23 protein-coding genes are annotated in these 19,925 nt (G+C 67.3%); 15 read left to right on the top strand and 8 right to left on the bottom strand.

Annotation, left to right across the window (positions count from 1 at the left end):
- Positions 1-7: 7 nt before the first annotated feature.
- Positions 8-1,453, bottom strand: coding sequence for a M56 family metallopeptidase (locus tag IEW98_RS09160; RefSeq protein WP_188762630.1), 1,446 nt, complete (start codon positions 1,451-1,453; stop codon positions 8-10).
- Positions 1,450-1,830, bottom strand: a complete 381-nt coding sequence (locus IEW98_RS09155; RefSeq protein ID WP_188762629.1) for a BlaI/MecI/CopY family transcriptional regulator — start codon at positions 1,828-1,830, stop codon at positions 1,450-1,452. The genes IEW98_RS09160 and IEW98_RS09155 overlap by 4 nt, the downstream gene beginning before the upstream one ends.
- A 124-nt stretch (positions 1,831-1,954) precedes the next feature.
- Between IEW98_RS09155 and IEW98_RS09150 the strand changes: the two genes are divergently transcribed.
- The 3 genes from IEW98_RS09150 to IEW98_RS09140 all read left to right on the top strand — a co-directional run bounded on the left by IEW98_RS09150 (position 1,955) and on the right by IEW98_RS09140 (position 6,652).
- A complete protein-coding gene (locus IEW98_RS09150) occupies positions 1,955-2,590 on the top strand; it encodes a glutathione S-transferase family protein (RefSeq protein ID WP_188762628.1) in 636 nt (211 codons plus the stop codon).
- A 52-nt stretch (positions 2,591-2,642) separates the two neighbouring features.
- Complete coding sequence (gene putA / locus IEW98_RS09145) at positions 2,643-5,669, top strand: bifunctional proline dehydrogenase/L-glutamate gamma-semialdehyde dehydrogenase PutA (RefSeq protein ID WP_188762627.1); 3,027 nt, start codon at positions 2,643-2,645, stop codon at positions 5,667-5,669.
- 224 nt (positions 5,670-5,893) lie between these two features.
- On the top strand, positions 5,894-6,652 hold the full coding sequence (locus tag IEW98_RS09140; protein ID WP_188762626.1) for a Coq4 family protein: 759 nt from the start codon (positions 5,894-5,896) through the stop codon (positions 6,650-6,652).
- Here the strand turns inward: IEW98_RS09140 and IEW98_RS09135 are convergent.
- Both IEW98_RS09135 and ygfZ read right to left on the bottom strand, forming a co-directional pair.
- On the bottom strand, positions 6,649-7,845 hold the full coding sequence (locus IEW98_RS09135) for a mechanosensitive ion channel family protein (protein ID WP_188762625.1): 1,197 nt from the start codon (positions 7,843-7,845) through the stop codon (positions 6,649-6,651). The two genes, IEW98_RS09140 and IEW98_RS09135, sit on opposite strands and share 4 nt — an antisense overlap.
- On the bottom strand, positions 7,845-8,660 hold the full coding sequence (gene ygfZ, locus IEW98_RS09130; protein WP_188762624.1) for a CAF17-like 4Fe-4S cluster assembly/insertion protein YgfZ: 816 nt from the start codon (positions 8,658-8,660) through the stop codon (positions 7,845-7,847). Before ygfZ ends, IEW98_RS09135 begins: the two co-directional genes overlap by 1 nt.
- 160 nt (positions 8,661-8,820) lie before the next feature.
- Between ygfZ and rpmG the strand changes: the two genes are divergently transcribed.
- Positions 8,821-8,988, top strand: coding sequence for a 50S ribosomal protein L33 (rpmG, locus tag IEW98_RS09125; RefSeq protein ID WP_188762623.1), 168 nt, complete (start codon positions 8,821-8,823; stop codon positions 8,986-8,988).
- Between the two features lie 157 nt (positions 8,989-9,145).
- Here rpmG and IEW98_RS09120 read toward each other — a convergent pair whose 3' ends face one another.
- The gene (locus tag IEW98_RS09120) at positions 9,146-10,060 is read right to left on the bottom strand and encodes a diguanylate cyclase (RefSeq protein ID WP_188762622.1); all 915 of its coding nucleotides are present in this window, start codon (positions 10,058-10,060) and stop codon (positions 9,146-9,148) included.
- Between the two features lie 221 nt (positions 10,061-10,281).
- Here IEW98_RS09120 and IEW98_RS09115 point away from each other — a divergent pair, with 221 nt between their 5' ends.
- The 5 genes from IEW98_RS09115 to IEW98_RS09095 all read left to right on the top strand — a co-directional run bounded on the left by IEW98_RS09115 (position 10,282) and on the right by IEW98_RS09095 (position 13,283).
- Positions 10,282-10,566 carry a DUF3572 domain-containing protein gene (locus IEW98_RS09115; RefSeq protein ID WP_243450655.1) on the top strand — a complete coding sequence of 95 codons (285 nt, stop codon included), beginning with the start codon at positions 10,282-10,284 and terminating at the stop codon, positions 10,564-10,566.
- Positions 10,563-11,171, top strand: coding sequence for an HAD family hydrolase (locus IEW98_RS09110; RefSeq protein ID WP_188762620.1), 609 nt, complete (start codon positions 10,563-10,565; stop codon positions 11,169-11,171). The genes IEW98_RS09115 and IEW98_RS09110 overlap by 4 nt, the downstream gene beginning before the upstream one ends.
- Before the next feature lies 1 nt (position 11,172).
- Positions 11,173-11,640 (top strand): RidA family protein, encoded by a 468-nt coding sequence (locus IEW98_RS09105; protein ID WP_188762619.1) that lies wholly within the window; start codon positions 11,173-11,175, stop codon positions 11,638-11,640.
- An 83-nt stretch (positions 11,641-11,723) separates the two neighbouring features.
- The gene (locus IEW98_RS09100) at positions 11,724-12,857 is read left to right on the top strand and encodes a GNAT family N-acetyltransferase (protein ID WP_188762713.1); all 1,134 of its coding nucleotides are present in this window, start codon (positions 11,724-11,726) and stop codon (positions 12,855-12,857) included.
- A 39-nt stretch (positions 12,858-12,896) separates the two neighbouring features.
- The gene (locus IEW98_RS09095) at positions 12,897-13,283 is read left to right on the top strand and encodes a hypothetical protein (RefSeq protein ID WP_188762618.1); all 387 of its coding nucleotides are present in this window, start codon (positions 12,897-12,899) and stop codon (positions 13,281-13,283) included.
- Positions 13,284-13,376: 93 nt separating this feature from the next.
- On the opposite strand, the gene panC is transcribed toward IEW98_RS09095, so the two are convergent.
- Positions 13,377-14,225, bottom strand: coding sequence for a pantoate--beta-alanine ligase (gene panC, locus IEW98_RS09090; protein ID WP_371870765.1), 849 nt, complete (start codon positions 14,223-14,225; stop codon positions 13,377-13,379).
- A gap of 73 nt (positions 14,226-14,298) precedes the next feature.
- Between panC and IEW98_RS09085 the strand changes: the two genes are divergently transcribed.
- From IEW98_RS09085 to pgmG, 3 genes are all read left to right on the top strand, one after another.
- On the top strand, positions 14,299-15,120 hold the full coding sequence (locus tag IEW98_RS09085; protein ID WP_371870764.1) for a division plane positioning ATPase MipZ: 822 nt from the start codon (positions 14,299-14,301) through the stop codon (positions 15,118-15,120).
- Positions 15,120-15,521 (top strand): J domain-containing protein, encoded by a 402-nt coding sequence (locus IEW98_RS16415; protein WP_243450654.1) that lies wholly within the window; start codon positions 15,120-15,122, stop codon positions 15,519-15,521. The genes IEW98_RS09085 and IEW98_RS16415 overlap by 1 nt, the downstream gene beginning before the upstream one ends.
- Before the next feature lie 70 nt (positions 15,522-15,591).
- A complete protein-coding gene (gene pgmG / locus IEW98_RS09075) occupies positions 15,592-16,986 on the top strand; it encodes a phosphoglucomutase/phosphomannomutase PgmG (RefSeq protein WP_188762615.1) in 1,395 nt (464 codons plus the stop codon).
- Positions 16,987-17,213: 227 nt separating this feature from the next.
- On the opposite strand, the gene IEW98_RS09070 is transcribed toward pgmG, so the two are convergent.
- A complete protein-coding gene (locus tag IEW98_RS09070) occupies positions 17,214-17,648 on the bottom strand; it encodes a hypothetical protein (RefSeq protein ID WP_188762614.1) in 435 nt (144 codons plus the stop codon).
- Positions 17,649-17,769: 121 nt separating this feature from the next.
- On the opposite strand from IEW98_RS09070, the gene IEW98_RS09065 reads away from it, so the two are divergent.
- The 3 genes from IEW98_RS09065 (at position 17,770) to IEW98_RS09055 (ending at position 19,562) form a co-directional block, all read left to right on the top strand.
- The gene (locus IEW98_RS09065) at positions 17,770-18,279 is read left to right on the top strand and encodes a phasin family protein (RefSeq protein WP_188762613.1); all 510 of its coding nucleotides are present in this window, start codon (positions 17,770-17,772) and stop codon (positions 18,277-18,279) included.
- A 126-nt stretch (positions 18,280-18,405) separates the two neighbouring features.
- Positions 18,406-18,756 carry an ATP-dependent Clp protease adapter ClpS gene (gene clpS / locus IEW98_RS09060; protein WP_371870768.1) on the top strand — a complete coding sequence of 117 codons (351 nt, stop codon included), beginning with the start codon at positions 18,406-18,408 and terminating at the stop codon, positions 18,754-18,756.
- 122 nt (positions 18,757-18,878) lie between these two features.
- Positions 18,879-19,562 (top strand): SDR family NAD(P)-dependent oxidoreductase, encoded by a 684-nt coding sequence (locus tag IEW98_RS09055; RefSeq protein ID WP_188762611.1) that lies wholly within the window; start codon positions 18,879-18,881, stop codon positions 19,560-19,562.
- A gap of 53 nt (positions 19,563-19,615) precedes the next feature.
- On the opposite strand, the gene IEW98_RS09050 is transcribed toward IEW98_RS09055, so the two are convergent.
- Entirely contained in the window at positions 19,616-19,894 is a 279-nt protein-coding gene (locus tag IEW98_RS09050) for a hypothetical protein (protein WP_188762610.1), read from the bottom strand.
- Positions 19,895-19,925 lie beyond the last annotated feature (31 nt).

The raw sequence follows: 19,925 nt of genomic DNA, 5'->3' as shown, positions 1-19,925 counted from the left end.
CGGCAACCTAGGCGCTGGCTAACGTGAACGTCAACCGGGACGATGGACAGCTCCCATAGTTTGTGTCGAGACTTGCCAACTCGGGGTCGGGCTTCGCCATGGCTTTATCGATCCTGTCCAGCGCGTGGTCTCGCCTGTCCTCGTCGAGCCCCTCCGATGCTTCGACCGACCACCGCGCCGCGGCCAGGGATTTGCGCACCGACGCATGGATCCGCGCCTTGAATTGCGGGCCGCAGGTCGCCAGCGTCCGCATGTCGGCGCCCGCGGCAACCGGCGTTCCCGCCGCCGCGCAGTCCGCCGACATCTGCGCCCGGGCTGCCGCCAGCGATGCGGCGACCTCCGCCCGGACCGCCGACCGGTGCGCCGCGCCGCTATCATGCACCGTCGCCCAATCGTGGCCCGGCGCCGTGCTGGTCGTCACGCTCCGCACGGGCCGGACGCGTACCGGAGCAGCCGGCGGCACGGCGACCGGCGCGACGGGCGGTGCGATCAAGGCAGGCGCAACCGGCGCAACCGGCGCCGCAGGTGCAACAGGCGCCACCGGCGGTGCCGCACTTGCCGTCACCAGCAAGCCGCCGCCGACCAGCAACAGCGCACACAAGCCGCCGAGCAGATGGCGCAGCACGCCCATCGGCCGGTCCTTCATCATCACGATCCGCTGCTTCAACTGCGACTTGTGGTTCATCGCGCACGCCGCCGCCGGCGTCCGGCTGCACGCCGATTTGAGCACTGCCGAGCCATAGGCAATCCGCAGGTCGGGCGCTGCCCCCGCCAGCACCGTCGCATCGCAGGCCAGCTCCTGGTCGGCCCGAAACGCCCGCCACGCCTTGTGCGCAATCGGGTTCCACCAGTGGAGTGCCACCGCTGCCAGCCCGATGAAATTGGCCAGCAGGTCGCCGCGATCATGGTGCGCCCCCTCGTGGAGCAGCGCCAGCCGGCGTTCACCGGGCGAATAGCGCGTCTGGAAATCGGCGGGCAGGAAGATCCGCGGCCGCATCACCCCCGCCGCCATCGGACCATCGACTGCCGGCGTGATCCAGATTTCGGTGCCGCCCTGCCGGGTCAGCAGGCGTCCCGCCGCAAGGGCGCCGCGCAGGAAGACATGATAGCGCAGCGCCTGCCAGCCGATCCACACGGCAGCACCGGCCGCCCACACCAGCAGCGTCACCAGCACCCAGTCGATCGTCGCGGCCGTGATCGGCAGCGGCGGCAGCGTCGCAGCGTAAGCGGTGTCGGTGAGCCCGGTCATCACCGGACCATGGCCCCGCGCCACCGGTGGATAGAAAGCCGTCCAGCCCGGGATCGGCGGCAACACCAGCCGCAGCACCGGCAGCGCCCATAATGCATAGGTAATCCGCGGCCCGAACAGTTGCGCCACCGGCCGCCGCACCGCCAGCACCGCGAGCATCAACACCGTCGACGCGACCAGCGTCTCGACCAGCCAGAAACTCATTTCCGCAACTCCCGCACCAGTGCTTCAAGTTCGGCAATATCGTCGTCCGACAACGCATGGTTTTCGGCGAGGTGCGCCACCAGCGGCGCCGCCCGCCCACCGAACAGCCGGTCGACAAGCTGCCGTGTCGACCCCGCCACATGCGCCGCGCGCTCGACCAGCGGCCGATACAGATACCGCCGGCCATCCTCCTCGAACGCCAGCACGCCCTTAGCGAGCAACCGCCCGAGCATGGTCTTGACCGTCCGGTCGCTCCAGCCCCGCGCCGGATCGATACGCTCGGCAACATCCATCGCAGTCAACGGCGCATCGGCCCACAGCACTTCCATGACGGCAAGTTCCGCTTCGCTGATCCGTTCGCTCGCCTGTTCAGCCATTTCGACTCATTCTGGATTACAAGCGTAGTCGTAATGGATTACACGCGTAGTCGTCAATATGGATTGGGCGGCTCCCGAAAATTTCGTTATCTAGGCGCCGCGACGCAATTCGGAACCGGCAACGATGACCGAGCTTGTCTTCTACACCCATCCCCTCACCTACGGCCGCATCGCGCGCTGGATGCTCGAGGAGGTCGGCGCACGCTACCGCACCGAAGTCGTCGATATCGAGGCCCGGCGCACGTCCGCGTTCCTCGCCCTTAACCCGATCGGCAAGATGCCCGTGCTCGTCCATGGCAACGCCGTCGTCAGCGAATGCGCCGCGATCTGCGCCTATCTGGGTGACGCCTTTCCGCTCGCCGGCCTTGCACCCGCATCCGGCACGGCGGCACGCGGCGACTATTACCGCTGGCTGTTCTTTGCCGCCGGGCCGCTCGAAACCGCGACAACGCTGTCCTCGATGGAGTTCGCCGCGCCGCCGCTGGCCGACCAGCGCGCCGGCTGGGGCAGCCTCGACCGCGTCGTCGACATGCTGGACACGGTGCTGTCGCAGCGCGATTGGCTCGCGGGCGGTCGCTTCAGCGCCGCCGATCTCTATCTCGGCGCCTTGCTCGATTGGGCGATCCGCTTCGGCACAATCGCCGAGCGGCCGGTGTTCGGCCGCTACCTGGCGCGCATGGACGACCGCCCCGCCCGCCAACGCGCCGAGGCGCTCGACGACGAACTCGCCGGACGGGCGATCATGACCCCGGCCCGCTGATCGCGGCGTCACAGCGCTTTCTTCGCCGCCGCCCCCGCATTAAGGACTGGTCATGACCAGCCTGTCCGCTTCCCGCGCCCACATGCGCGACCTCCACCGTGCGCCCGAGCCCGACGTTCTCGCGCATCTGCTGCCTGCCGCGACCCTTGCGCCGACCGTCCGCGATGCCGTCGTCGGCCGCGCCCTCGGGTTGCTGGCCGACCTGCGCGCTGCGCAAAACGAGGGCTGGGTCAACCGCTTCCTCCAGCAATACCGCCTCAACACCGCCGAAGGCGTCGCGCTGCTGTCGCTCGCCGAGGCGTTCCTGCGCGTCCCCGATGCCGAGACCGCCGACGCCCTCATCCGCGACAAGATCGGCACCGCCGACTGGAGCGCCCACAAGGGCCAGTCCGACTCGCTGCTCGTCAACAGCGCCACCTGGGGCCTGGTCATGACCCGCGCGCTGATGGGCAACGATGCGCAACCCTCGGTCCTGCGCCGTCTCGTCGCCCGCTCCGGCGAGCCCTTCGTCCGCCAGGCCGTCGGCGCCGCGATGCGCATGATGGGGCAGGTCTTCGTCATGGGCCGCACCATCGACGAAGCTCTGGAACGCGCCGCCGACAAGGACAATCGCGGCTTCACCGCCAGCTTCGACATGCTCGGCGAAGCGGCGCGCACCCGCGCCGACGGCGAACGCTATTTCGCCAGCTACATGGCGGCCATCCGCGACACCGCCAAGGCCGCCAAAGCCAACCACATCACCGACCGCCACTCGGTCTCGGTCAAGCTGTCGGCACTCCACCCACGCTACGAAACCGCCCACGCCGCGACCTGCGTCCCCGAACTCACCGACATGGTCCGGCAACTGGCTGCCGAAGCTGCCAACAGCGGCATCGGGCTGACCGTCGACGCCGAGGAATCCGAACGGCTGGTGATGAGCCTCGACATCATCGAAGCAACCGCCCGCCGTCCCGAGCTCAAAGGCTGGGACGGTTTCGGCATGGCCATCCAGGGCTATGGCAAGCGCGCGCGTCCGGTCGTCGCCTGGGCCAACGAACTCGGCCGCGACACCGCGCAGCGCCTGACCGTCCGCCTCGTCAAGGGCGCCTATTGGGACAGCGAGATCAAGCGCACCCAGGTCGAAGGCCTCGCCGGCTATCCGCTGTTCACCCGCAAGGCCGCCACCGACGTGTCGTACCTCGCTTGCGCCCACGACATGCTCGCCGCGCCCAACATCTATCCCGCCTTCGCCAGCCACAACGCGCTGACCGTCGCCACCATCCTCGAATGGGCCGGCGAAACGCGCGATTTCGAGTTCCAGCGTCTTCACGGCATGGGCGAGGGCCTGTTCGAGCGCCTCGTCCGCGAGCACGGCTATAAATGCCGCACCTACGCCCCTGTCGGCGGCCACCGCGACCTGCTCGCCTATCTCGTTCGCCGCCTGCTCGAAAACGGCGCCAACAGCAGCTTCGTCCACCAGCTCGCCGACGCCAACATCAGCGACGACACACTGCTCGCCGACCCCGCCGCCAAGGTCGCCAGCGTCGCCGGCAGCCCCCACCCGTCGATTCCCCTGCCGATCCGCCTCTACGGCAACAGCCGCGACAACAGCAGCGGCATCGACCTCGCCGACGAACAGGTGCTGGGCACGCTCGCCACCAAGATCGCCTCACCTCTCCCCTCGCGGGAGAGGTCGGACTCGGCCCCTTCGCCGAGCCGGGAGAGGGGGCCCTCCGACGTCGCAGCAGCCGTAACCGCCGCCCAAGCCGCTTTCCCCACCTGGTCCACCACCCCCCCGGAATCCCGCGCCGACGCTCTGGAGCGCCTCGCCGACCTCCTGGAACGCGACCGCGAATCCCTCATGGCGATCTGCGTCCACGAAGCCCGCAAGACCATCCCCGACGCCCTTGCCGAAGTCCGCGAAGCCGTCGATTTCTGCCGCTACTACGCCGCCGAAGCCCGCACCCAGTTTTTGCCTCTCCAGCTCCCCGGGCCGACCGGCGAACGCAACGAGCTTCGCCTCGAAGGCCGCGGCGTCTTCGCCTGCATCGCGCCGTGGAACTTCCCGCTCGCCATCTTCCTCGGCCAGGTCGGCGCGGCGCTCGTCGCCGGCAACACCGTCGTCGCCAAGCCCGCCCCGCAAACCCCTCTCATCGCCGCCGCCGCCGTCGCCCTCGCCCACGAAGCCGGCATCCCCGCCGGCGCGCTGCAACTCGTCACCGGCGGCGGCGAGATCGGCGAAGCCCTCGTCCGCGATCCGCGCATCATGGGCGTCGCCTTCACCGGCAGCACCCCCACCGCCCGCCGCATCGCCCGCGCGCTCCTCGATGACGAATCGCGCCCCCTCGTGCCGTTCATCGCCGAAACCGGCGGCATTAACGCCATGATTGTCGATTCGACCGCGCTCACCGAACAGGTCGTCCAGGACGTCATCACCAGCGCCTTTCGCTCCGCCGGGCAACGCTGCTCGGCGCTCCGCCTGCTGCTGGTCCAGGACGATGTCGCCGACCGCACCCTCGAAATGCTGGGCGGCGCCATGGACACGCTGGTCATCGGCAACCCCGCCGACCCCGCCACCGATGTCGGCCCGGTGATCGACGACGCTGCCTTCACGCGCCTCGAAACCTACCGCCAGGCCCAGCAACCCCGCTGGCTCCACGCCCTGCCCGCGCCCGCAACGGGCGATTTCGTTGCCCCCACCGTCATCGCCCTCGACGCGATCGCCGACCTCAAGGAGGAATGGTTCGGGCCCCTCCTCCACGTCGTCCGCTGGAAAGCCGGCGAGCTCCCCGCTACCATCGCCGCCGTCAACGCCCTCGGCTACGGCCTGACCATGGGCCTCCACAGCCGCATCGCCTCGGTCGCCGCTGTCGTCACCCATGGTGCGCACGTCGGCAACCTCTATATCAACCGTTCGATGATCGGCGCCGTCGTCGGCAGCCAGCCGTTCGGCGGCGAGGGCCGGTCCGGCACCGGCTTCAAGGCCGGCGGGCCGCATTACCTGCTACGCTTCGTCCACGAGCGCACCGTCAGCACCGACACCACCAGCGCCGGCGGCAACGCCAGCCTGCTCAGCATCGAGGATGTCGCCGGCATCTGACCGCCGCATCGCCGCCGCCGCGATCCTGCACTAGCCTTAACAGTAGAGGGGGCAGGAGTGCATCCTGACTGCGGGCTGCGTGTCCAGCTTCACCAGCACCGTCTATGGACCAATCCAGGAACAGGCCATCCAGGCGACACCGACGCCCCGCAGGGTTCAACCGCAGGATTGAATTGAGCTACACTCCATTTACACGCTCCGTGTTTTGCGTATAACTACTCCGTATGACCGCACAGACCCGCATCGTCGCCGCTCCCGAGCCTGAATTCCTGCCGATACCCCGGCTGGAATGGGGCGCCGCCTGGCGCGCCCTCCAGCGGCTGTTGCGCGACAAGGACGACACCGCCGAAGTCTTCGAGATCATGCGCGCCCTCAACGGCAAATCGACTCGCAAGGGCTATTACAAGCTGCTGCGCACCACCCAGGGCGGCCGCATGGCGTACCAGCGCGAGGAACTCGCCGAACGCCTGTCCGACCGCGCCTGGCTGGCGACCCTCCCCGCCGGCAGCCTCGGCGCCGTCTACCGTGATTTCACTGATGACGGCGGCGTTACCCCGATGGGCCTCGTCGAAGTCTCCGGCCAGACCATGATCGGCCTCGAACACCCCGTCGCCTGGTATGGCCGCCGCATCCGCGACGCCCATGACCTGTGGCACGTCACCACCGGCTATGGCCTCGATTCGCTCGGCGAAGCCTGCCTCGTCTCCTTCTCCTATGCCCAGACGCGCTCGCTCGGCTGGGCCTTCATCGCCGTCGGCGCCGCCTTCAAAAGCCGCAAGGCCCCCGTCCGCCAGCCCTATGTCGCCGCCATCCGCGAAGGCTATCGCCGCGGCAAGGCCGCGCGCTGGATGCCGGCACAGGACTGGATGGCGCTGCTGCCGCTGCCCATCGAGGACGTCCGCGCCCGTCTCGGCCTGACCCCATCGCCGATCTACGAGTCGATCCCGGTGCAGTTCCGCGGCGACGCCGTTCCCAAGGGCTAGGCCGGCCGCGCCTGTGCTCCCGGTTCCGGCTGATCCCGGCGCTTCTCCGGGATGGGCCGCGGATCGATAATCGTGCCATCCGCCAATGCGGCAAAGCTCGTCTGCGTCGGATGCGCAAAGCTGATGCCCAGCCCGGCAAAGCGCCGGATGATCCCCAGCGCGATCAGCTGGCGCTCGTCCATCATCGTCACCAGGTCGGGCACCACGACATGATAGGCGATCTCGAAATCGAGTGATGACGGGCTGAACTGGATGAAGTGCACCCGATCGAACCGGCACAGCTCGCGCGCCCGGATCATCGCCTCGATCTCGCGCGGGATCGCCTCGAGGAGGTCAGGGCTGGTCTGATAGATCACGCTGATGATGAAGGCGACCCGCCGCTCCTCGATGCGCCGCAGATTGGAGATCTGCTGGTCGAGCAGCTTGGCGTTGGAGATGACCAGCTGCTCGCCCGAAATCGCCCGCACCCGCGTCGTCTTCAGCCCGATCGCCTCGACAGTGCCGGTGTTGCCGCCATAGCTGATGACGTCACCCACCTTGAACGGCCGGTCGAACAGGATCGCCAGTGCCGCGAAAAGATCGCCGAATATTCCCTGTGCTGCAAAACCGATGGCGATGCCGCCGACGCCGAGACCCGCCACCAGTGCCGTGACATTGACGCCCAGATTGTCGAGAATCAGGATCGTTGCCACCACCCAGACGACGACATTGACCATCACCTTGATGATGCCGATGGCGCTCGCCAGCTCGTGGCTCGCTTCGCTGTCGGCCGCCCGCCGTTCAACGAGCGCCAGCAACAACTCGCGCACCCACAGCGCACCCTGGACGGCGAACGAGATCGTGAATGCGGTGTTGACCACGCGCTGCAGCAGCCCCGGCATCGGGATGACGCGCGTGACCAAGTAGATCGACGCGATGGCGATGAAGACACTGCGCGTTCGCCGCACGATCCTGCCGACAAAGCCCCGCCAGGTCGTTACCTCGTGCGAATCACTAAGCACCCGCCCGATGGCCCAACGGATACCGTAGAATATGGCATACAGCCCGAACGCGAAGCCGATCGCGGTCAGCGCCAGCCCGCTGTCATGGGCCACCCATGAATATGTGTCGGCCGCCAGTGTCTCGACCTGGTGTCCAAAGCCGTCGATCGAAAAGGACTTCTCCACCGGCGATGGCGCGGGGGTCACGCCCATTAAACGTCCCCGATCACGGCCGGCCCGACCGCAGCCAGCAGCGCCGCTTCCAGCCACGCCGGCCGTTCCGCGCTCATCGGCGCCCCGCCAAGGCTGAGCGGGCCGCCGGCTGCCTCCAACCGCAAATGCGCGATCCCCGCCCCGCCACGGTGGCTGCGCAGCGTCCCGGCAATCCGCCCCGCGCCGTCGCGGACGATACCGTCACCGGGGTCGCCGGCGAATCGCACCGGCACCAGACGCCGCCGCACCTTGTCGCGGTAATGCATGCGCGCGGTGTTCTCCTGTCCGACATAACAGCCCTTGGTGAAGCTCACCCCGTTCAGCAAATCGGCGCCGGTCTCCAGCCACAGCAACTGGTCCTCGCCGATATCGGCGCTTCCCGGCACGCCCACCGCCAGCCGATGCACGTCGTACACCGCCGCACCCGCCTCCCCGGCGTCTTCCGCCAGCCAACGCGCGCCGAGCCCGGCGAAACGCGCGTCCGGCGCCTGCCCGGCTTCGCCGCCGTCCCAACCGGCAAACACCGCCAGCAGGCTCGTTTCGATCGTCACCGCCTTGCGCATCCGGTACATCGCCAGCCGTTTCGCCAGCGCCGCCACCCGCGCCGCAGCGACATCGACGAACACGTCATCGCCATCGGCAAACAACAACATGTCGAACAACGCCTTGCCCTGCGGCGACAGCAGGCCCGCATACAAGGGCCGGTCCGGCGCCAGCGTATCGACATCGGCGGTCAGCAACCCCTGCAGGAACGGCCGCGTGTCGGCGCCGGCAATGCGCAGCACGGCGCGATCTTCAAGCTGGACGATGGTCATCGCCCCCGAATAGGGGTTTGCGCCCGGCTTGCCAAATCGGCGCGAAATGCACGGCTTGCCACCGCGCGGCTTGACTTTCGCCCCCCGCGCCGCCATTGGACGCCGCTTCCCGTGCCGGGCAAACCCGCGTGCGTCATCTATACTTTTTTCGGGACCTGTCATGGCCAAGCCGACAACCATCAAGATCAAGCTCGTTTCGAGCGCCGACACCGGCTATTACTACGTCACCAAGAAGAACCCGCGCACGCAGACGGAAAAGCTCAACTTCCGCAAGTACGATCCGGTTGTGCGCAAGCACGTCGAGTTCAAGGAAGCTAAGATTAAGTGAAGCGCCGCGCTCGCGCCTAGCGCAGCGTAGCGCGCCGACAGGCGCAAACTCGGACGGCGTGGCGGTGCGATCTTCACGCACCAAACTCGTCCGACGTCAGCCGCGGCTTTGCCGCGGCTCTTTCCTTATCTTCCGGTCGCCGTAGCCGACCCCAGCCTCAAGCAGCCTCAGCCACCCGGTTCCGCCCGGCCCGCTTCGCCGCATAAAGCGCATCGTCCGCCCGGCACAACAGCGCCCGCGAATCGCCATCCTGCTCGCCCAGCGTCGCCAGCCCGATACTCACCGTAATCCCGCCCGGCCCGTCCCCCGCCCGCCCGATTCGGGTCTGCGCGACCACATCGACCAGCCGCGCCGCGATCGCCCGCGCCGTTGCATGGTCGGTATCGGGCATCACCACGACGATCTCGTCGCCGCCATAGCGCGCGATCGTATCGGTCGGCCGCACGCTCGATTGCAGCGCCTCGGCGACGGTCCGCAACACCCGGTCACCCGCCGCGTGTCCCCAGCGATCGTTGAACGGCTTCAGCGCATCGAGGTCGATCATCAGCACCGCCAGCGGCCGCCTGGCATCGCGGGCCACGTCGATCGCCAGCGGCAGGACGGTGTCGAGATGATGCCGATTGTGCAGCCCGGTAACCGGGTCGAGCACCGCCATCCGCCACGCCGCGCGGGTCTCGGCGGCCTTGGCGAACGCCGCGTGCCGACGCCGCACCAGGATCGCCATCCGGGCGCGAACCTCGTTGGCGTCCATCGGCAGACAGGCGACGTCGGCGGCGCCCAGCGAAAATGCTCTTACGAGGGCTTCAGGGTCGGCGCGCGGCACCAGCGCGAGCACCGCGATCGGATGTTCTTCGCCGGCCACCTGCAATTCGAGCAAACGCTGCAACGGCTCATGCCACGGCAACCCGGTCAACGCGACAATCAGCACGGTCAACCGGTGCGAGACGATCAGTTCCTTAGCGGCCCCGACGGTCAGCATCTCGAACGTCGCATCGGCCGGGATCAGTCCGCGCACGGCTTCGCCGATGCTCAATGCCCCGTCGCTGCCTACAAATCCGATACGATCCGTCATGCCCCTGGCTATCGATCCCATATCGTCACAGCCCTGGAAAAACGCTCCAGGCCGGCATTCGCCCGGATTTCAGTTAAAACTCTTGCCTCGCCACCGCAACCCCCACCGTAATGACCTGCACAAGCCCTCGCCCTGCAGCGATCTGCCCTCCCAGCGAGGCTTGGCAAATTGCCGCCAAGCCCCCTACTGAGGACAGATCGGGTTACAGGAACACCATAGCCGTGTTGCACCACAAAAGTCTTAACGCCGCACCGCCGGCCGTGATTGCGCTCCAGGCGCTGGCGCATGTCGCCGGCGATCCCGATCTCGGGCCGCGCTTCCTCGCCTTGTCGGGCCTCGACGCCGCCGAGCTGCGCGCCAGCGCCGGCGACCCGTCCTTGCTGGCGGCAGTCATCGACTTTCTCCAGGCCCGCGAATCGGATCTCATCGCCTGCGCCACCGCCATCGGCATCAAGCCCGAGCAACTCGTCCATGCCGGCACTGTGCTGTCGCAGGGCGAAGCATGACCCGCCCCCTCATCATCTCCGACTGCGACGGCGTCCTGCTCGAGTTCATCGATCCGTTCGTCGCCTATCTCGATGAAGTCCACGACCTGACGCTCAAGTTGACCTCGTTCGCGCTGGTCGGCAATATCCGCGACAAGGACGACCAGCCGGTCGCCGCGGAGCGTTTCCCGGCGCTGCTCGACGGGTTCTTCACCACCCACATGCCGACCCAGACGCCGATCGACGGTGCCGCCCACGGCCTCGCCACCCTGGCACAGGACTGCGACGTCATCATCCTGACCAACATCGCCGATCACCACGCCGTCTCGCGCACGCTCGAACTGGCGCAATTCGGCATGCCGTACCGCGTCATCGGCAACCATGGTCCCAAGGGTGGCCCCATATTGGCGCTGCTCGACGAATTCCAGCCCTCGGCCGCGGTATTCATCGACGACCTGCCGCCGCATCACAGTTCGGCCAAGGCGCTTGTCCCGCATGTCCACCGCCTCCACATGGTCGCCGAGGAATCGCTGCGCACGCTGATCCCGCCCGCCGCCGACGCCCATGTCCGCATCGACGACTGGCACCAGGCGCTCGCCCATATCCAGACCGTCCTGAAAGGCTGAAATGACCGACACCCCCGCCACCCGCCTCGCCGCTCTTGGAATCACCCTGCCGGTCGCCGCCCCCCCCGCCGCCAACTATGTGCCTGCGGTCGCCATCGATGGCCTACTCCACATCTCCGGCCAGATCCCGTTCGACGACGCCGGCGCGCTCATCAAGGGCCGCCTCGGCGATGGCGTCAGCGTTGCCGAAGGCGCCGAGGCCGCGCGGCGCTGCGCCATCGGCCTCATCGCCCAGATGCAGGCCGCGCTCGGCGACCTCGGCCGCGTCCGCCGCATCGTCAAGCTCGGTGTCTTCGTCGCCTCGGCCCCCGATTTCACCGACCAGCCCGAAGTCGGCAACGGCGCCTCCAACCTGATGGTCGAGATCTTCGGCGAAGCCGGCCGCCACGCCCGCTCGGCCGTCGGCGTCTACGCCCTGCCCCGCGGCGTCGCCGTCGAAATCGACGCCATCATCGCCATCCGGGATTAGGCCCAGGTGCGGCGCTTCCCCTGCTGTCATCCCGGGCTTGACCCGGGACCCAGTTTCTTTGCTTGCGCCGCACCTCGCTCCTGATGCCCGAAATCCGCGCCCGCATCCTCTCCGCCGCCGCCGACATCTCCACTGCGGACTGGAACGCCTGCGCCGGCGCCGACAACCCCTTCGTCTCTCATGAATTCTTCCACGCCCTCGAGGCGTCGGGCAGCGCCTGCGCCCGTACCGGCTGGCAACCCGCCCATATCGTCGTCGACGACGCCGCCGGCACCCCGATCGGCATCCTGCCCGCCTATCTGAAATCCCACAGCCAGGGCGAATATGTCTTCGACCACGGCTGGGCGGAGGCCTGGGAACGCGCCGGCGGCGAATATTATCCCAAGCTCCAGTGCGCCGTGCCCTTCACCCCCGCCACCGGCCCCCGCTTGCTGCTGCGCGATCCCGCCGCCGCGCCGGCGCTGCTCGCCGCGGCACAGGCACTGGCAGTCCAGAACAAGCTGTCGTCGGTCCACGCCACCTTCATCACCCCCGAACAACAGCCGGCGTTCGAGGCGCAAGGCTGGCTGATGCGCATCGGCGAACAATTCCATTGGTCGAACGACGGCTATGCGACCTTCGCCGATTTCCTCGCCGCGCTGTCGTCACGCAAGCGCAAGGCCATCCGCAAGGAACGCGAAGGCGCCCTCGCCAGCGGCGTGGAGATCGTCCACATCACCGGCGCCGAACTCACCGAGGCGCATTGGGATGCCTTCTGGGAATTCTACCAGGATACCGGCATGCGCAAATGGGGCCGGCCCTACCTCACCCGCGCCTTTTTCTCGCTGCTCGGCGAAACCATGCCCGACCGCGTCCTGCTCATGCTGGCGCTGCGAGACGGCCGACCCGTCGCCGGTGCGCTCAACCTCATCGGCGGCGACTGCCTCTATGGCCGCTACTGGGGATCGACCGAAGACATCCCCTTCCTGCATTTCGAGCTCTGCTACTACCAGGCCATCGACTGGGCCATCGCCCATGGCCTCGCCCGCGTCGAAGCCGGCGCGCAAGGCTCGCACAAGCTGGCGCGCGGCTATCGCCCGGTCGCCACCGTCTCGGCGCATTTCATCCCCAACTCCAGCTTCCGCAGCGCCGTCGCCGACTTCGTCGCCCGCGAGGGCGAGATGGTCGAGGCCGATATCGAAGCCTTGGACATGGCCACCCCGTTCAGGAAAGGCTAAGACAGCACAGGCGCTTATGCGCCGCGAAGAGGGATATCGATGTTTCTGCGCGCGTTGACTGTCGCCGCTCTCGCTGCCGCCCCGGCGCTCGCCACCGAGCCCAAGGTCTACAGCCTGACCCCCGCCGAGCGCGACGCCGCCATCGCCAACGCCTCGCGCCAGCCCGAATCCACCGCACTCCTCCCCGACCCCGAGCGCGACCGCGTCCTGAACAACAGCCTCTACGCCGAGGACGAACCCCGCGATCGCAAGGTCCACGGTGAAATGTCGATGTTCATCGGCACCGGCGGCGCCCGCGGCATCGCCGGCACGGTCGGCATGCCGATCGGCGAATCGGGCTTCGCGCAATTCTCGTTCAACAACAGCCGCTACCCCCGCTACTACAACGACTACCAACCCTACCGCTGGCAACAACAACGCCGCTAACCTCCCTTGTCCTCCCCCTGGAGGGGGGAGGCGAGAGACGCGCCTTCGCGGCCCGGGTGGGGCTGTCCCCCCGCCCAGAATGAAGCCAGCCCCCTAAACCGCAGCGTTATCAATCAACCGCGTCGTCCCCACCACCCCCGCCGCCATCAACCGCGCGCCCACCGCCACCGCATCGAGCGGCATCAACGTCTCGCCATCCACCAGCTCGACATAATCCACGCGATTAAACCCCGCCTGCGCCAACGCCAGATGCGCCGCCGCCAGCACCGGCGCCACCGCCGCCCCGCCATTCAGCGCCTCGCGCGCCGCAGCCAGTGCCTTGGGCAATGCCAAAGCCTGCGCCCGCTCACCGACGCTCAAATACATGTTCCGCGACGACAGCGCCAAGCCATCGTCATCCCGCACGATCCCCGCCCCGATGATCCGCGTCCCCAGGTCGAGATCGGCCGCCATCCGCCGGATGATCGCCAGCTGCTGCCAGTCCTTCTCGCCGAACACCCCAACGTCGGCACGCGACGCCGCCAGCAGTTTCGACACTACCGTCGCGACGCCATCGAAATGCCCCGGCCGCACCGCCCCGCACAGCCGGTCGGGCAAGCCCGCCACCTTCACATAGCTGGCGAATCCCGGCGGATACATGTCGGCCAGCGACGGCGCATACAGCAACTCGCACCCCGCCGCCTGCAGCTTGGCCGCGTCCCCGGCCTCGTCGCGCGGATATTTGTCGAGGTCTTCTAAAGGCCCGAACTGCTTGGGATTGACGAAGATCGACGCCGCCACCTTGTCGGCATGCTTCAACCCTTCCGCGACCAGCGCCAGATGCCCGGCATGGAGCGCACCCATGGTGGGCACCAGCGCGACTCGATACCCCGATCGCTTCCACGCCTCCATGGCCGTGGTCAGTGCACCCGGAGTGCGAACGATACGAAACTCTGCAGGCAAAGGCCGGCCTTTCGGTTGACACAGGCCGGCGGCTGTGTCGGAAACGGACGCATTAGGCAAGTTTCGGGGCATTATGGGATCAATGACAAAATCCGCGGCACAATCCGCGGCCAGATCCGCACACGTCATCGTGCTCGGCAACGAAAAGGGCGGATCGGGCAAATCCACCACCGCCGTCCACATCGGCGTCGGGCTGGCGCACGCCGGCTTTCGCACAGCCATGATCGATCTCGATTCGCGGCAGCGCACCGTCGCGCGCTATCTCGAAAACCGCGTCGCCTTCGGCACCAAGCGCGACCTCGTCCTGCCCACCCCCGATGTCGCTGTCATCGCCGACGGCCCCGACGCCGCCGCCGAACTGGCGCTGCGCCTCGATCAGGCGTCGGGCTTCGACTTCATCGTCGTCGACACCCCCGGCCGCGATTCAGAACTCGCCCGCGCCGCCCTCGCCCGCGCCGACACCATCGTCACCCCGATCAACGACAGCTTCGTCGATTTCGACCTCATCGGCCAGGTCGACCCCGAGACCTTCGCCGTCCGCCGCCCCAGCTTCTACGCCGAGCTGATCTGGGACGCCCGCCGCGCCCGCGCCAAGGCCGACGGCACCCAGGTCGACTGGATCGTGCTCCGCAACCGCCTCTCCACCCTCGAGGCGAAGAACCGCAAGCGCGTCGGCGCCGCCCTCGAGGAACTGTCGAAGCGCGTCGGCTTCCGCGTCGTCGGCGGCCTGTCGGAGCGCGTCATCTTCCGCGAATTCTTCCCGCGCGGCCTGACCCTGCTCGATCGCAACGCCCTCGAGGATTTCAGCCTCAGCCATGTCGGCGCCCGCACCGAGCTCCGCGCGCTACTGGCCGGCCTCAACCTCCCCGATTGGGACCCGAGCAAGCTCGCCTGATGGGCTTGTCGCTCATCCTCGCGGCGGCGCTGGCGTGGTGGCTGCACAAGGATGGCAAGCTCGTGCCCAACCTCTGGCGCCTCGGCGGCACCGCTGCCGCCGGGCTGCTGGCGGTCCGCCTGCTGACAACCGGCCAACCCGTGCTGGCGCTCGTCGCCGCCGGCCTCGCCTATGGCTGGTGGCTCACCCAGAAACGCAAACCGGCGAAAACCCCCGCCATCACCGACGAAGCCTCCGCGCTCGCCCTGCTCGGCCTCCAGCCCGGCGCCGATGCCGATCTCATCAACGCCGCCTGGCGCGCCCGCATGCAGGCCGCCCACCCCGACGCCGGCGGCAGCAACGACGCCGCCCACGCCGCCACCGCCGCGCGCGACCTGCTGCTCAACAAGCAACGAAAGTAGCGCACCGCGCGTAACAAGATCTTGGTAATTACCCGCTAAGCGCAGTTGCCGACCATTCCCGGAGACCATCGTGACACCAGCTGCAAATCACAATTTCGACCCCACCACCCTGCGCGAATACGACATCCGCGGCATCGTCGGTGAAACCCTCAAGGACGCCGACGCCAACGCCATTGGCCGCAGCTTCGGCACCATCATTCGCCGCTCCGGCGGCTCCCGCGTCGCCGTCGGCTACGACGGCCGCACCTCCTCGACCGGCTTTGAGACCGCGCTTGTCGCCGGGCTCAACGCCGCCGGCATCGAGGCTGTCCGCATCGGGCTCGGCCCCACGCCAATGCTTTACTACGCCGTCTACGAACTCGCCTGCGACGGCGGCATCATGATCACCGGCAGTCATAATCCGCCGGCCTGGAACGGCTTCAAGATGATGCTCAAGTCGCGGCCTTTCTTCGGCGCCGACATTCACGGCCTGGGCAAGATGGCCGCCGCCGGCGACTGGGAGACCGGCACCGCGACCAACGAAGCCATCGACATCATGGACCGCTATGTCGATCGCCTGCTCCAGGGCTTCGACGCGACCCAAGATTTCACCATCGCCTGGGATTGCGGCAACGGCGTCGCCGGGCCGGTCGTCGAGCGCCTGGTGAGACGCTTGCCCGGCACCCATCACCTGCTGTTCACCGACGTCGACGGGACCTTTCCCAACCATCATCCCGACCCCACCGATGAAAAGAACCTTGTCGACCTCAAGCGCGCCGTCGCCGAAAAGGACTGCGACTTCGGCGTCGCCTTCGACGGCGATGCCGACCGTCTCGGCGCCGTCGATGGCCAGGGCCGCGTCGTCTGGGGCGACCAGCTGCTCGGCATCCTCGCCGAACCCGTCCTCAAGGACCTCCCCGGCGCCACGATCATCGCCGACGTGAAGGCCAGCCAGGCGCTCTACGACCGCATCGCCGAACTTGGCGGAAAGCCGCTGATGTGGAAGACCGGCCACAGCCTGATCAAGGCCAAGATGCAGGAAACCGGCGCGCCGCTGGCCGGCGAGATGAGCGGGCACATCTTCTTCAAGCATGAATGGTACGGCTTCGACGACGGCATCTACGCCGCCGTCCGCCTGATCCGCGCCGTTGCCCAGCTGGGCGGCTCGCTGACCGACCTCAAGGACGCCATGCCCCCCATGGTCAACACCCCCGAGCTGCGCTTCCAGTCGTCCGAGGACCGCAAGTTCAAGGTCGTCGAGGAAGTCCTTGCCCGCCTCAAGGCCGCAGGCGCCACCGTCGATGAAACCGATGGCGCCCGCGTCACCACCCCGGACGGCTGGTGGCTGCTGCGCGCTTCCAACACCCAGGACGTGCTCGTCGCCCGTGTCGAGGCGCGCAGCACCGAGGCACTCGCCCGGCTGCAGCATGACCTCGATTCGGCCCTGGCGGAATCAGGCGTTGCTCCTACAATCGTCGGTCATTAAAGTTATCCCATCATTTCGGGCACGACCCGGATCGGGTTCGATTTCTGCATGAATTGAGCCGGTTCGCGTAACAAATCGTCGTTCTGCACCAACTAATTGCGCGAAAATCGCGTGAACTACCTATAAAGCGCCATGTTGCAGTGCAACATTGCGCTTGCGCCGATATGATTTTTCGCTATGTTGCACCGCACCATGAATGTGGAGCCCGCAATGTCCGCCAAGTCCGATCAAAAGCCAGGCGTCGCCGCACCAGTGTCGAAATCTGTCGATGCCGTGGCCAAGGCAATCGCGGCGGCACCCGTTCTGTCGCCCCCGGCAAAAGCGAAAAAGGCTGCGGCAACCAAGCAGGCGCCCCTGATCCTCAAGCCCGCCGTGCCTGCACCGACGCTCGCCGAACTGAAGGCCACCGTACCGGCCACGCCTGTCTTGACGACCACGCCGCCGGCCCCGCCGACGCCCGTCGACACTATACCAACCGTTGCACCGGCCCCGGTCCCGGCATCCGCCGCGGCGAAGCCGGCTTTTACCGCGTCGAAGCCGACGCCAGCATTTACCGCGCCGAAGCCGACGCCAGCACCTACCGCGCCGAAGCCGACGCCAGCGCCAATCGCGCAAGAACCCCCGGCGCCGATCGCGCCCCGACCAACCTCGGCACCCAACACGCCGAAGACCGAAGCGGCGCCGGTAGCGCCGACACCCAGTGCGCCGGCCCCCGTTGCGACGGACCTGTCCCGCCCTGTTCTGGCTGCTGTCCCAACCCAAAAAAAACCTCAGGAGAATCCCATGGCAACTGCATTCGATACGAACCCCGAAAAGATCGCCGATTCGATGAAGTCTGGCGTTGCCCAGCTCACCACCGCTGCTGAATCGGCCATGACCAGCGGCAAGGCTGCGATGGAGCAGATCACCGCCAAGTCGAAGGAAGCCGTCGAGAACAGCATGAAGTCGCTCGACGAGATGACCGAAATGGCCCGCGGCAACGTCGAGGCCCTGCTCGCTGCAGCCCGCGCTGCAACCGCCGGCATCGAATCGATCGCTGCCCATGTCGGTGAAGTCTCGAAGAAGAATTTCGAAACCACCTCGGTCGCGGTCAAGGCGATCACCGCCGCCAAGACCCCGAACGAAATGCTCCAGCTGCAGGGCGAATTCGCCAAGGCGCAGTTCGACGCTTCGGTCGCCGAAATGTCCAAGCTCACCGAAATGATGATGAAGCTTGCCGGCGAAGTCTTCGAACCGGTCCAGAACCGCGTTGCGATCGCCACCGACAAGATCAAGACGACCTTCAACAAGTAAGTCGTTTTCATCTGCGGACGTCAAAAGGGCGGGTGCGGTCACGCACCCGCCCTTTTCGTTGCGCGCTTTCCAACCTATATTATAGGTTCGCTCCCAGCCCGGACAGGCCACCCACCGATGATCCTGATGCCAACCGCCAGCGATGGCGATCGTGATTCCGATACGCCCGGCGGCAACAACGGCACCGGTGTCGGTGTCGCCACCAAGACCAAGCCCAAGACCGCCAAGCCGGCGCTCTACAAGGTGCTGATGCTCAACGACGACTATACGCCGATGGAGTTCGTCGTCCTCACGCTGCAACGCTTCTTCAAGATGACCATCGAGGACGCCACCCGCGTCATGCTCGCCGTCCATCAGCGCGGCGTCGGCGTCTGCGGCATTTTCACCTATGAAGTCGCCGAAACCAAGGTCAACCAGGTCATCGATTTCGCCCGCGAACACCAGCACCCCCTCCAGTGCACCATGGAAAAAGACTAGCGCTGTCCTTCCCCCCTCCATTCTTCAAGGGAGGGGTCGGGGGTGGGTGACTCCGCCCCGCCAAACCCGCCTGCGCCACAAAGCGCCTCGCACCCCCATCTCCGTCGCGCTAATCAGGCGCAATGATCCCAACTCCACCCCGCCATGCCGTCATCATCGGCGCCACCGGCGGCCTGGGCACCGCCCTCGCCGACCTCCTGTCCACAAACCCCAACACCCGAATAACCCGCCTCTCCCGCAGCACCGGCCTAGACCTCACCAGCCCCGCCAGCATAACCGCCGCAGCCGCAGCCCTTTCCACCCCGCCCGACCTGGTCATCGTCGCCACCGGCCTCCTCCACGCCGAAAGCCTCGCCCCCGAACGCGCCCTCCGCCAACTCTCCGCCGCCGCCTTCACCCAGGCCTTCGCCATCAACGCCATCGGTCCGGCGCTCATCGCCCAGGCTTTCCTCCCGCTGATGCCCAGGAACCGCCGCACCGTCTTCGCCGCGCTTTCCGCCCGCGTCGGCTCGATATCGGACAACCGCCTCGGCGGCTGGCACGCCTATCGCGCCTCGAAATCCGCCCTCAACCAGATCCTGTGCACCATCGCCATCGAGCAGGCGCGCACCAACCCCGAAAACATCGTCCTCGGCCTCCACCCCGGCACCGTCGACACCGGCCTGTCGAAGCCCTTCCAGCGCGGCGTCGCGAAACTGTTCACCCCGGCCGAAAGCGCCGCCCACCTCCTTGCCGTCATTGCCTCGGCGACCCCGGCGATGTCAGGCCGCATCTACGACTGGCAAGGCACCGAAATCGCGCCCTGAAGAAAACTGTCATCCCGGGCTCGACCCGGGACCCAGCGTCTCATCCCGCACCCTCAAACCGAAGGCGTCGCCCCAGCCTCCGGAATCGTCCCCTCATCAGCAATCCCAGCCCCGAACGAAGCCGAGTCATCGCTCCCATCCGCCCGGTGCGCCTTCGGCTCGCCGCCTGCACTCCCGCCCGCATCCCCGCCCGCATCGGCGGCCGCGCGCTTCTGCGCAAACCACGCCACAGCCGCTGCGCCCGCCAGCACAACCCCGAGCAACTTGCCCAGCCCGCGTTCCTTGCGTCCCGCATGCTTATGTCCAAACGGCGTCTTCATCATCATCTCCATCCAAATCCACTCCCCTCTTAATTCCCGCCGC

The sequence above is a fragment of the Sandarakinorhabdus glacialis genome, assembly GCF_014643455.1.
In the GTDB taxonomy this organism is placed as follows: domain Bacteria; phylum Pseudomonadota; class Alphaproteobacteria; order Sphingomonadales; family Sphingomonadaceae; genus Sandarakinorhabdus; species Sandarakinorhabdus glacialis.
Note: the sequence above shows the minus strand (reverse complement) of the source record. Positions and strands in the feature narration are given on the sequence as shown.